Source organism: Cohnella sp. OV330, assembly GCF_900112065.1.
Lineage (GTDB): Bacteria > Bacillota > Bacilli > Paenibacillales > Paenibacillaceae > Cohnella.
Map to the genome: position 1 here is coordinate 392,461 of NZ_FOKE01000003.1, position 13,584 is coordinate 406,044.

At 61.1% G+C, this 13,584-nt stretch carries 7 protein-coding genes; 6 read left to right on the top strand and 1 reads right to left on the bottom strand.

All coding sequences use genetic code 11. The annotated features are described in order from the left end of the window. Positions 1-24: 24 nt before the first annotated feature. Complete coding sequence (locus tag BM235_RS08770) at positions 25-6,429, top strand: glycosyl hydrolase (RefSeq protein ID WP_090111746.1); 6,405 nt, start codon at positions 25-27, stop codon at positions 6,427-6,429. 937 nt (positions 6,430-7,366) lie between these two features. Here BM235_RS08770 and BM235_RS08780 read toward each other — a convergent pair. Continuing rightward, the gene (locus tag BM235_RS08780; protein ID WP_090111750.1) at positions 7,367-7,726 is read right to left on the bottom strand and encodes a hypothetical protein; all 360 of its coding nucleotides are present in this window, start codon (positions 7,724-7,726) and stop codon (positions 7,367-7,369) included. Between the two features lie 223 nt (positions 7,727-7,949). On the opposite strand from BM235_RS08780, the gene BM235_RS08785 reads away from it, so the two are divergent. The 5 genes from BM235_RS08785 (at position 7,950) to BM235_RS08805 (ending at position 13,558) form a co-directional block, all read left to right on the top strand. Beyond that, positions 7,950-9,140 (top strand): BMP family ABC transporter substrate-binding protein, encoded by a 1,191-nt coding sequence (locus tag BM235_RS08785; RefSeq protein WP_255374239.1) that lies wholly within the window; start codon positions 7,950-7,952, stop codon positions 9,138-9,140. 15 nt (positions 9,141-9,155) lie between these two features. After that, positions 9,156-10,142: an aromatic ring-hydroxylating oxygenase subunit alpha gene (locus BM235_RS08790; protein ID WP_090111751.1), complete on the top strand. Its 987-nt coding sequence runs from the start codon at positions 9,156-9,158 to the stop codon at positions 10,140-10,142. 166 nt (positions 10,143-10,308) lie between these two features. Next, complete coding sequence (locus BM235_RS08795) at positions 10,309-11,025, top strand: AAA family ATPase (protein WP_090111753.1); 717 nt, start codon at positions 10,309-10,311, stop codon at positions 11,023-11,025. 19 nt (positions 11,026-11,044) lie between these two features. Next, entirely contained in the window at positions 11,045-11,896 is an 852-nt protein-coding gene (locus BM235_RS08800) for a helix-turn-helix domain-containing protein (protein ID WP_090111756.1), read from the top strand. 117 nt (positions 11,897-12,013) lie between these two features. After that, positions 12,014-13,558 carry an ABC transporter substrate-binding protein gene (locus BM235_RS08805; protein ID WP_090111758.1) on the top strand — a complete coding sequence of 515 codons (1,545 nt, stop codon included), beginning with the start codon at positions 12,014-12,016 and terminating at the stop codon, positions 13,556-13,558. Positions 13,559-13,584 lie beyond the last annotated feature (26 nt).

Consider the following 13,584-nt stretch of genomic DNA (forward strand, 5'->3'; position numbering starts at 1 on the left):
ACGGCGGAAAAAGGGAGAGTCCAGATGAATAGAAGACCGCATTTGAGAAAACGGGGCGGCGCATTCTTAAGCGCCCTCCTGGCGCTAATCCTGACGCTAACGCTAGCCCTCGTCGCGCCGGGGAATCAAGCGGCAGCCGCGTCGTCAGCACTGCCATCGGGTGCGCTCGATCCCGCAGGCTGGAAGATTACGACCACGCTTGACGACGGCGCGCCCGATCTGAACACGATCTCGGCGGCTTTGTTCGACGGCGATCCGTCGACGGCCTGGACGAGCGCCAAAAACCAATCCCCATGGGGGCTCGTCCTCCAGATCGACATGCAGCGGCAGACCGCGTTCGACTCGATCGCGATCGATACCGGCGATTCCCCGAACTATGGCAGGGAATATACGATTCAGTCCGACGCCGACTGGTCGGCAACGCTGGCTACGGTGCCCGGCCAGTCCGGCGTGACCGTGATCAAGGTGCCGCGGACAACGGCCAGGCTGGTCAACGTCTGGCAGACCGGCAGTAATGCTTCGCCGTGGACGGTAGCGGAGGCGCGGCTGTACGATAGCGATAAAGCCTATCCGGGCGAATCCGGTCTCGCGGTCAAATGCACCTCGCAGTCCTGCGAGCTGAACTGGTCCGAGGTAGCCGGCGCGAGCGCCTACCGCGTCTATCGCGCGGGCGGTCCGACTGATACGTTCGAGCGGATCGGGGCCGGCGACGTAGTCGGCACGGTTTATTCGGATACGAACATCCAGCCGGGCCACACGTACTTTTACAAAATATCCGCCGTCGTCGGAGGCGCCGAATCCGGCTTGTCCGGCGCGGTGTCCGGCATCCCGGGAGACAGTCCGTTCGGGCCGTACGTGCATGTCTTCGATCCGTCCATGGGCGCGGCCGCGATCAACGCGGCAGCCGACGCGATCTTCGCCGAGCAGGAGCGAAGCGAATTCGGCAGCGGGCGGCATGCCATGCTCTTCAAGCCGGGCGATTACGAAGGCGTCAACGTCAAGGTCGGCTTCTACACGCAGGTGTCCGGACTCGGGCAAGATCCCGACGACGTCGATATCCGCGGCGCGGTGAACGCGAACGCCGACTGGAACGACGGCAACGCCTTGGTCAACTTCTGGCGGTCCGCCGAGAACTTCAGCGTCACGCCGCCTGCCGGCTCGTCCGCGCAGTGGGCGGTCGCGCAAGCCGCGCCGATGCGCCGGGTGCATATCAAGGGCCAGCTCGAGCTGTTCGACTTCGATCCGTGGTGGAACGCGGGACTTGCGAGCGGCGGCTTTTTGGCGGACTCCAAAATCGACGGAACGATCGTACCCGCGTCGCAGCAGCAGTGGTTTTCGCGCAACAACGCATACGGCAGCTGGTCCAACGGCGTCTGGAACATGGTGTTCGTCGGAGACGAGAAGCCGCCGGCAGGCACCTTCCCGGCGGACCCGTATACGGTCGTCGACAAGACGCCGGTCATGCGGGAAAAGCCGTACCTTTATATCGACGAGAAAGGGGCTTACCAGGTGTTCGTCCCGTCGGTATCCAAGGACAGCCAAGGGGTGAGTTGGCAAAACGGTTCGACGCCGGGCACCTCGGTTCCGATCGGCCGCTTCTATATCGCGAGCCCGGAAAGCTCCGACGCGGACAGCGTCAACGCCGCGCTTAACGAAGGCATGAACGTGCTTTTTACGCCGGGCATCTATCATCTATCCGATACGATTCGCGTCGATCGTCCGAACGCGAGCGTCATGGGGCTTGGCTTCGCCACCCTGATCCCGGCCGACGGCAAAGCCGCGATGACCGTGGCGGACGAAGACGGCATCATCGTCTCCAGCTTGCTGTTCGACGCGGACGCCGCCGGCTCTCCCGAGCTGCTCCAGGTCGGGCCCGAAGGCGCGAGCCGCGACCACGCGGCGAATCCCATCTCGCTGCACGACCTGTTCTTCCGCGTCGGCGGGGCGCATGCCGGCAAGACGGACGCGAACCTGGTCATCAACAGCGACGACGTCATCGGCGATCACTTCTGGATCTGGCGCGCGGATCACGGCGCGAGCGCAGGCGGGTGGCGGACGAACGACTCGATGAACGGGCTTGTCGTGAACGGCGAGGACGTCACCGTCTTCGGATTGTTCAACGAGCACCACAACGCTTACCAGACGCTTTGGAACGGCGAACGCGGACGGCTCTATTTCTACCAATCCGAAATCCCGTACGAGGTGCCCGATCAGGCATCCTGGATGAGCGGCGGCGGAAAGGTGAACGGATATGCCTCCTATAAGGTGGCGGACGGCGTCACGGACCACGAAGCGTGGGGGCTCGGCATCTACTCCTACTTCAGGGATGCCGTCGTGAAGCTGGACAGCGCGATCGAGGTGCCGGACGTGCCGGGGGTGAAAATCCACCACGCGACATCCGTGCTGCTGGCGGGCAACGGCGAGATTTCTCACGTCGTTAATCAAACGGGCACGGCCGCTAAGCAGGGCGGCGTGCGCCAGACCGTCGCCGAATACGCGGGCGGAGACGGCAGCGTCGTCTGGACGGCGCTGAATCGAGCGGACTGGATCGCATCGGCGTACAAGGATGCCGGCGGGGATACGGCGGCGGCCGGCGCGATCGACGGCAACGCCGGTACGCGCTGGGCGAACCGGGAAGCGCAGCTACCGTCGGGAGATCAGTGGTTTCAGGTCGATATGGGGACGGCCCGCGCCTTCGATCGCGTCAAAATCGAGTCGGGAGGCGACTATGGACGCGGCTATCGCATCCAGGTCTCGGACAACGGCGCGGACTGGACCGACATGGCTTCGGGGACCGGCTCGGAGACGATCGATGTGACGTTGGGGCGGCGGACCGCCCGCTACCTCCGCGTCGTTCAGACAGGAACGGCTTCATCGAATTGGTGGTCGATTAACGAGATTAACGTTTATGCCGGCGGGGCGGCGACAGCCGCGACGGGCGTCGAGGTTGCGCCGGCGGCGCTGACGCTTATGGAGCGCCAGTCTGCCGTACTGACGGCAACCGTAAATCCTGAGGAAGCCAGCGTCAAGACGGTGAGCTGGCAATCCAGCGATCCGGCCGTCGCGGCGGTCGACGAAGCGGGACGGGTGACGGCGCTTAAAGCAGGCAGCACGACCATCACAGCGACGGCGACCGACGGCGGCTACACGGCGCAGGCGCAAGTCACGGTCATCGCCGGCGATCCGCTGCCGCAGCCGATCGCCGTCAAGAAAGGCGTCGCCGCGATCAAGTATCTGTCGACCGATCCGGCCAAGCTGGCGGATGTCGGCGCAAGCTGGACGTACAATTGGTCGATTGACTACACGGGCAGCCTGACCGGCATGGAATATGTTCCGATGCTGTGGGGACCGGGCGCGGTGACGGACGATACGATCGCGAAGCTTAAGGAAGGAAAGGCTTCAGGAAGGTTCGACAGCTTGTTGGGGTACAACGAGCCCGAGCTGGCGGAGCAGTCTCAAACGCGCGTGGCCGACGCGATCAAGCTGTGGCCGCGGTTAATGGAGACGGGGCTGCGGCTCGGCAGTCCGGCCGTCGCGTATACGTACGACGATGCGTACGCGGCGGGGAAAGGCTGGCTGGACGACTTCATGACGCGGACGGCGGCGGTCGGCTATCCCGTCGACTTTATCGCGCTGCATTTTTATCCGGACTTCACCGATCCGGAAGCGGTCGCCAAGCTGAAAAACACGCTTACGGCTATTCACGGCAAGTACGGTAAACCGATCTGGATCACCGAGATCGGCGCGATTCCGTTCGGCGCGACGTACCGGACGCCGACGCAGGCGCTCGCGTCGTCGTTCGTCGCGCAGTTGCTGCCGATGCTTGACTCGCTGCCGTTCGTCGAGCGCTATGCCTGGTTCGGCGACAACTGCGCGCACGATCAAGGCTGCGCGTACACGTCGTTGTACGATCTCTCGGATCGACTGACCGCGACTGGGGCAGCGTTCAAGGATCCGGCAAGCGTCCCGCCTCCGGAACCTGCGGACGTGCGGCTCGACCGCGCGGGGTGGAGCGCGACCGCCTCGTCTACAGCCTTCGGCGCGGCGCCTGAATTCGCCTTCGACGGGGATGCCGGTCGGCAGTGGTCCACCGATGCCGGTCAAGTCGGCGGAGAGTGGTACTCCCTCGATATGGGCAAAACGAACCGCACGAACGGCCTCTGGCTGGACGCTGGCGCGAATGCTACATTCGACTACGCAAGAGGGTACCGGGTCGAATTGTCCGTTGATGGCGAGCGCTGGACGACCGCCGCGGCCGGAACCGGCAGCGCACAGCTGCTCAGGTTGAGCTGGCCCGCGCAGGACGCGCGGTATATCAAAGTGACGCAGACGGGGTACGACGGCTTCTGGAGATGGACGATCAACGAGCTGAACGTCTACGGTCCGGGCAGCGCTCCAACCGCCCCGCTCGCGATCGGGAAGCCAGTTGACGGCGCGAGTCTGCCGGCGGCACGGCCGGACGTCTCCTATGACTTGACGCTTGGGCTCGAAGCTTCCGGCGGAAGCGCTCCGTATTCGTGGTCGGTAACCGGACTGCCGGAGGGATTGAGCTTCAATGCTGCGACGGGGGACATAACCGGTACCGTGGCGGAAGGGGCGGCAGCCGCGAGCCCGTATACGGTCACGATAACGGTGAAGGATGCGAACGACGAGACGGTATCGGTAACGAACACGCTGGCTGTCGGTCAGTTGCTGGGCATCGGGCAGCCGGCGAGCGGAGATGCGATCCCGTCCGCTAAGGTCGGCGCGGCGTATAGCGTGCAGCTGGCGGCATATGGCGGGGCTGCGCCGTACACCTGGCGCATCGAAGGCTTGCCGACAGGTTTGGCGCTGGATGCGAATACGCAGGCCATTAGCGGAAAGCCGGCAGAGGGGACGGATGTCGACAGCCCGTACGAAATCTTGATCCGCGTGACAGATTCCGCCAATGTTTCCCGGGAAATGACGGCTTCTCTGACCGTCGCGCCGTCGGATCCGGTCGATCCGGGTATGGAAGAATTGGCGATCGTGGCTCCGGCTCCCGGCAGCGCAATCGTATCGGGCAATGAAGGCAGCGCGTACGATCAGGTGCTGACGCTGACGGCCACGGGCGGCACGGAACCGTATACGTGGAGCATTAGCGGCTTGCCCACGGGCTTGACGTTCGATCCCGCGACATTGCGGATCTCCGGTACGCCGGCTTCGAGCGGCACCTATTCGCTGACCATTACGGCGACGGATGCGGAAAACCGGACGGCAACGGTAGCGACTAGTCTCACCATCGAGCCGATCTATGTACCGCCTTACGTCCCGCCGGTGACGACACCGAACACGGGAACAGAAACGCCTTCGGCAGACGGCACGCTTAAGGTGACGGACGCGATGCTGACGATGGGTGACGCGGTCGCATCGGTGACGCTGCTGGCCGGCACGAAGACGGCGCAGCTGCCGGCAAGCCTGCTCGGCAAGGCGGAAGGCAAAGATCTGGAGCTGAAAGCGGGCGACCTGTCGCTCACGTTGCCGGCAGCCGTGCTGAAGAAGCTGACGGCCGCGATTCCGGCGGATCTCCTCGGCGATGCGCAGGTGCAAGTGTCGTTCAAGCCTGTCGAAGCGGCTACGGCTGCGCAGGCAGTTGGTGCTTCCACCGACGCGACCGCAGTGAAGCTGGCAGGCGACGTCATCGAGTTTACGCTGACTGTCGTGGTTGGCGACGCGAGCACGGCCGTGACGACGTTCGAAGCGCCGCTTACCCTGAAGCTGAAGGCAGACGGCGTCGCAAATCCGAAGCTCGGCGGCATCTTCTATCTGGCGGGCAACGGACAGCGCCAGTATGTCGACAGCAAGTACGTCGACGGAGCCTATGTCGCGCAGATCCAGCACTTCAGCAAGTACGCGGTGCTTGAAGTGAACAAGAACTTCGCCGACGTCCCGGCTTCGCACTGGGCGATCGACGTGATCAAGGAGCTGGCGGCCAAGCAAATCGTCGGCGGTACGAGCGAGACGACGTTCGAGCCGGGCCGTACGATCACGCGCGCCGAGTTTACGCAGCTGCTGGCAGGCGCGCTGAAGCTGACGGACGAAGGCACGCAGTCCTTCGCCGACGTATCGGCAGGCGCTTGGTACGCGAAGCCGATCGCGCTGGCGGCCGAAGCCGGCATCTTGTCGGGACGCGGAGACGGCACATTCGATCCGAGCGGCGCGATCACCCGCCAGGAGATGGCGACGATGATCGTGAAGGCGTACCGCTACCTGCACGGCACCGCGTCAGCGGAAGGCGCGGGCACGACCTTCGCCGACGCGGACCGCATTGCCGCCTGGGCGGCGCCGTACGTGGCCGAAGCCTCGTCGCTCGGCCTGCTGTCCGGCCGAGGCGCCGGTCAGTTCTCGCCGCAAGGCGTGACGACCCGCGCCGAAGCGGCGCAGTCGGTGTACAATTTGCTGCAAAAGTAACAGTGTGCAAGAACAACGCAATGAACGCCAAGTCCGCGGGGGCTTGGCGTTTTTGTTGTTTGACGAAACAAAATTACGGACGTTTTTATTTCCTAAGATTTCGCCGCCGTAATCATCCCAGTGGGTCCTAAGAAACTTAGTACTGCTCCACTTATGAACTTCTCGATACAATCGAAGAAATTATAGAAGGGATGCTTAGGGGGAGGGATATCTTGATTCGGTCGAACGTAGGGCAGATGTTTTTTCGCAAGCTAATCGCCGCTTATTATACTTCGTGGGCTATTTCCCTTTGGTTGTCCTTGCCTAATATCATTTTTGAAAGATCCACTGGGAATGCAGCTGGGGGTTATATTCTTTTATTCATAGTGATTGCTACGTTCGCGACACCCGTCATCTTTATCTATGGCATTCTGGTTTCTTCGCTACTCGAGGTAGCAGCAGTTAAGTTTAAATTCAAAGGCTCGACCGCGGTATTTGTATCGGGTTTGCTTCATGTCTTGTTTGGGCTTTGTTTGGGCTTCGTGTTTCCATCTACGCTATTTTTCATGATTGGAGGCATCGCGGCTTTGCTTTTCTTCATTTTTGATATAAGAGTCGTTCGTTACATCCTAAGAATTAAGCTAAAGTTACGGCTAATCTCGTTTGCAGCGCCTTTTCTCCCGCTAGTTCTTATCGCAGTCACGCTCGATGCGATATCGCCGTCGTAGCCGCCGTTCCCCGTTTTAACGATATCCCCTTTAATCAGGAAACGCGATAATTCGAGTCTCGGCAGTTCCGGAAGACGGGCGGCCATCCATCTTAAAAGGACGGTCCTGACGCAAAGGGATACCGCTAAAACACAGCTGATTTGCGTCCACAATCGCAAAACGAGCAAATGAATTGCTGAAAGGCAGTTAATGCCGGTGTGGCTGTGGACCACGCTTGCTGCGGATACGCCTCAGACGCGAGCCAGCTTGAGCAGCCAGCAGGAGGTGCGGTCCAGCGTCCGCGCATTCCGCGCGCTATTGCGGACGGATATGTTCAGGAAGATCCGGACGGCGTCGCCGGTCCTGTTGTTAAAAAGCACCTTGTTCGGCGTCAGGTCGCCCGCCCCGCCCCTGGCGGTAAACGATCCGGTCGAAGGCAGCGCCTCGACTTTGAAGACGAACGCATCGTTGGACAACAGGAAGTTCAGGCTTTTCAGCACCAGCTTTTTCCCTTTAGGCACGTCGATTACGATCGTCTGCACGTCGATGCTTTTCCCGGCACCAAGCGAGATGGACGATTTTCCGCCGACGATTCCGTTTAATTGAAGCACGGCCGCACCTCCGGTTGGAATATACGTCAGCATATTCGAAGCCCGAAGGACAAGTTTGGACGTTTGTCCGAATCGGCGAGCGGAGCGGACGGATGCCTCGGCATCCGTCTGACAATTGGTCGCGCTTGCAGGCATGCACGCGAACAATGTTCATGTCAGCATACTTGACGTCAACCTGAGGCCTAGTATATTTGGATGTAATTCACACAGGGAGGTCATCCAAATGATCAGGTTGGTTCATGCCAAACGCTCGACCTTGCTGACGCTTCTGACGATCGCCTTCTTCGTAATGCTGGCAAGCGGCTGCGGCGAATCGTCCAACGGGTCCCCGTCTTCGGCTAGCGCGGCTGCGAGCGTAGCGGCCGCCACGGCGCCGGACGCTTCTCCCGCGGATGCTTCTCCCGCGGACACGGAAGGCGCGAAGAAAAAACCGCGCGTCGCATTCGTGTATTTAGGCGTGGCGGGAGACGGAGGCTGGACGTACCAGCACGACGCCGGCGTCAAATACATGGAGCATGAACTCGGCATCAAGGCGGACATCGTCGAGAACGTGCCGGACACCGCGGACTCGGAGCGGGTGTTCACGGAGCTCGCGCAAAATCACGACATTATTTTCGGAACCAGCTACGGCTACATGGACGCGATGTATAACGTGGCCCAAAAGTACCCCGACGTCATCTTCATGCACTGCTCGGGCTACAAGACGCTGCCCAATATGGGAACCTACCTCGGCAGGGAATGGGAATCAAGCTACCTGGTCGGCATGGCCGCGGGCAAGATGACGAAAACCGGACATCTGGGATACGTCGGCGCTTTTCCCATTCCCGAAGTCATCTACACGATCAACGCTTTCGCGCTTGGCGCGCAGAGCGTGAACCCCGACGCGAAGGTGGACGTGGTGTGGAGCAATACCTGGTTCGATCCGACGATCGAGCGCCAAGCGGCGGATAGCTTGCTGGACAAAGGCGTCGACGTGCTGGCCGCTTACCAGGACTCGCCCGCAAGCCTGCAGGCCGCGGCCGAGCGAGGCGCCTTCGGCGTCGGCAACGATTCGGACATGGGCAAATACGCGCCGGACCATTACATTTCGAATAACGTCTGGAACTGGGGACCTTACTACGCGAAGGTCGTCCGGTCGGTTATGGACGGCACGTGGAAAAGCGAGGCCTACATGGGCGACATGAGGGACGGCCTCGTCAATCTGGCGCCGCTCGGCGCCGCGGTGCCGCAGGACGTGAAGGATCTGGTCGAGAAGACGAAGGCCGGCATTTTGGACGGGAGCGTGCAGGTGTTCAAAGGCCCGATCTACGACCAATCCGGCAAGCTGCAGGCCGAGGACGGAGCGGCGATGACCCTGGAACAAATCCTGGCGCAAGATTGGCTCGTTAAAGGCGTTAACGGAACCGTATCGTAGGAGGAGGCGAACGATGTGCATCAACCGGATCCCGCTTTGACAAAGGAATGGCTGCCGGCGCTCCCGTCCGACCGGCTGGGCGCCGAGCCGCTATCGATAGAACTGCTCGGCGTCAAGCTCGCGATCGTCCGGTTGGGAGACAGGGTCCGCGCTTTCCGCGACCTTTGCATTCACCGCGGCGTGCCGCTCTCCATGGGGCGCGTCGAGGGGGAGCGGCTGGTCTGCGCCTATCACGGCTGGTCGTACGACGGCTGCGGCGCATGCGTGCGAATCCCGGCCCAAGCGGCGAACAAAGCGATCCCGGAAAAAGCCAAGGTCCAGGTATTCGCTTGCGCCGAGCAATCCGGCTTGATCTGGGTCTGCCTGGGCGAACCGTCCGGCGATCCGCCGACGGCATCGCTCGGCGAATTCGATTCGCCCGCTTATCGCCGCGTGCATTGCGATCCTTATCTCTTGCAGGCGGCGGGGCCGCGGATCGTCGAGAACTTCCTGGACGTCTCCCATCTGATGTTCGTCCACGAGGGGCTGCTCGGCGATCCCGAGGCGGCGGAGATCGGGGAGCACCGGGTCCATCGGACGGCTGAAGGACTCGCGAGCGACGAGATCTCGGTGTACCAGCCCGATGGGGACGGCACCGGGCAAGGGATCGTCAACCGGTACATTTACAAAGTGCTGGGACCGCTCACGGCTTGGCTGGAAAAGCGCGATTCCGCCAACCCTCGTCACGTGTTCGGGCTGCTGCTGACGGTGACGCCGCATACGGAGCGGCTCAGCACGGCTTTTGCGGTCATCTATCGCAACTACGATCTGGACACGCCGGACGAAGTCTTCTCTTCCTTCCAGGACCGGCTGATCGAGCAGGATCGCGCGATCGTCGAGGCCCAGAAGCCCGAGCTGCTGCCGTTGGATCTGCAGGCGGAGCTGCACCTGGTGTCGGACCGCATCAGCATCGCGTACCGGCAGTGGCTGCGCGAACTGGGCGTCTCCTTCGGCACGGCGTGACGCGTCGCTCGCCTATGCTTAGAACCGTCAGCTTCGGCTGCCGGTTCTTTTCGTGCGTGCAACGGACCGTATGTCCGGCTTGCCGGGAGGCCGCGGTTGACCCTTCCAAATTAAATCGTTACGGTATAACGTATAAGCATGACTTTACGCGGCTGGAGATGATCGCATGTTCTTGCGCAGTCTGACGGTGACCGGCGGGGCGGATCGGAAGGGCTATCCGTTCGACATCCCGGCGATTCGGGGGCTTTCGTCGCTCGCTTTCGAATCCAACGTGTCCTTTTTCGTCGGGGAAAACGGGTCGGGCAAGTCGACGCTTCTGGAAGCGATCGCGTACCAATGCGGGTTCAACGAGGCGGGCGGCGGGAGGAACAATACGTACGAGGTGGATGCTTCCGGCTCGGCGCTCGGGGACGCGATCCGGCTGTCCTGGATGCCCAAGGTGACGAACGGCTTTTTTCTGCGCGCCGAAACGTTTTATCACTTTGCTTCGCATCTGGATACGCTGCCCGAGAGTCTGGGCGCCTACGGCGGACGTTCCCTGCACAGGCAGTCGCACGGCGAGGCTTTTTTGTCGCTGTTCAAGCACCGGTTTGGCCGAAAGGCGATCTATCTGCTGGACGAGCCCGAGGCCGCGCTTTCTCCCGCCAGGCAGTTGGCCCTCATGCGCATTATCAAGGATCTGGAGAAGGACGCGCAGTTTTTCGTCGCGACGCATTCTCCGATCCTGCTCGGCTATCCGGGAGCGCGAATCCTGAGCTTCGACGAGACGCCGATCCGGGAGATCCGGTACGAGGACACGCTGCACTATATCGTGACCAAGCGGTTTTTGGATCACCGGCACAAGGTGCTGGACGAGCTGTTCGACGACGGGGAGGAAGATTGAGGGAGAGGAGGGGCAGGGCATGTCGTACGAAGTTCACGACCAGCTTCGCGTCACCGTGCTGAACGTGACGAAGGTCCAGTACAAGTCCAGAATCATTTTCGATTATGTCCAATCCTGTTATACCGTCTCTTATATCCAAAAGGGAGAGGTCATCACGACGCTCGAGGACAAGGAGTTCGTGGCCAAGACGGGCGACGTGATGATCCACCGGCCGCACAAGCCGTTTAACGTCATCTCCCAGACCGACGGCGTGCATTACCTGTTCAACGTCGATATCAAGGTCAAGGGGGAGCAAGACTTTTTCGACGTATTCCCGCTCGGCAAGGTAGTCAAGGTGCGCGATCCCGGACTATACGAAAAAAAGTTCGACGAGCTCCGAAGCCTGTGGCTGCAGGAGGACGACGACTTTCGAACCGTGCAGACCGGCTTTCTCGCTTTTTTCCTGATGCATGAGATCCTGGAGAGCACGAAGCTCGGGGAACGGCGGTCCTCGCGGGATCCGATCATCACCGACCGCTTCAACAACGCGCTGCATTATATCGAGAACGGTCTCGAGGAAGACATCTCCCGCGAGGAGCTCGCCCAGATCTATCATATGAATCCGGTCTACTTCAGCCGCGCGTTCCAGAAGATCTACGGGATCACGCCGATGAAGATGCTCAAGAAGATGCGGCTGCAGAAGGCCAGGCAGATGCTCGAGAATACGGAGCATACGATCGACCACATCGCGCAGCAAAGCGGGCATTACGACGCGGCGCACTTCAGCCGGGCGTTCCAGAAGGCATTCGGACAATCGCCGACCGATTATCGCAAAAGTATCAAAACTACAAGAAGAAGCATCGTCCCTACATGGTTCGATTATCAAATCTAAATTAACATAAACTTCAAGAACGCCTGCTGTAAGCGTCCGTAAACGCTGAGAGCAAGGGGATCTTGAAGTTTTTTGTTCTGCGGATCCAACCAAATCAGAGGGGGATTATCGTTGAGAATGAAATGGAAGCACGCAGGAGCGCTCATGTTTATGGCGCTAATCGTACAAGCGATGTCAGCATGCGCGGGGTCCTCGAACAACGGGTCGAGCAGCGAATCGGCAAGCTCGCCGTCCGCATCCGCCGGCACGTCCGCCAGCCCTTCTTCCTCGTCACCGGCAGCAGCACCGTCCTCATCGTCCGGCGAGCAGGTCACGCTCCGAATCATGGACTGGGCCGACAGCGAAAAGTCCTACCGCGAACAATTCATCAAAGACTTCGAAGCGAAATACCCGAACATCAAAATCGAATACACGCTGCTGACGGTCGACCAGTTTCAGAATACGATCCTGACCGCCATTAAATCGGGCGACGCGCCCGACCTGTTCCCGATCCCCGCCACGATGAAGCTGAGCACGGCGGTGAAGGAAGGCTGGTACCAGCCGCTGGACGCTTATATCGACGACGCGTTCAAGAGCAGCTTCGTGGACGGGGCGTTCACCGAAGGCACGACGATGCTGGACGGCAAGGTCTATTCGATTCCCGCGCTCGCCGGCGTACCGAGCACCCTCGTTTTTTTCAACAAGAAGCTCTTCCAGGAAGCCGGCCTCGATTCGAACAAGCCGCCCAAGACATACAGCGAATTCCGCGATGCCGCGAAGAAGATCACGGCAGCCGGCAAAGGCAAGTACTACGGCATCATCGAAGGCGGCAAGCAGATCGGCCGCTGGAAGCTCGCCGCGACCGAGTGGTCGGCGCTCGCCGGCAGCGGCTTCGCCTCCGAATCGCCGGTCAGCCTGAAAGACGGACAGGCCTCCTATGATTCCGAAGCGGTGCTGGGCGTGTTCGACCTGTTCAAGGGACTGAAGCAGGACGGCAGCTACCACCCGAAGACGATGAGCCTCTCGGCGCCGGAAGCGCGCGCCTTGTTCGCCGAAGGACAGGCGGGATTCATCGTTCAGGGCGAATGGAACGTCGGCACCTGGACGAAGAACAATCCGAACCTGGACTTCGGCGTCATGGCTCCGCCGGTCCCCGACGCAGGCCAGAAGGGGTATCTGCCCCGCTCGACCTACGCGCCATGGATCGGCATGTCCGCCTCCACCAAGCACCCGGAGGAAGCCGCGATCTACCTGAAGGAATATTTCAGCAAGGAATATCAATCCGTCCTCGTCCAGAACGGAGATCGTTTCTCGATCCTGAAGGACGTGAACGAATCGTCCGCGGAAATCGCGCAGTTCAAGCAATACTACGAGATCGTGCAGCAGTACTCGCGCCTCGTGCCGAGCGTCGCGGTGCGCAACCCCGGAGCTTCGGCCGTCATGGCGAGCTTCAAGGACCCGAAGCCGGGCCTCGGCGATATTCTCCAAGGCGTCGTCGCCGGTTCGCTCAAGGATCCCGCGGCGCCGCTGAAGCAGCTGTCGGGCCAGATCGACAAGGCGCTGGATGCGGCGATCGACCAGGCCAAGGCAGGCGGCGCGAAGGTCGATCGCAGCGATTTCTCCTTCTCCAACTGGAGCCCCGACAAGGATTTTTCCGCCGAAGACTATCAAGCGCTGAAGTGACGACCGCTCAGCCGATGTGGAGGACA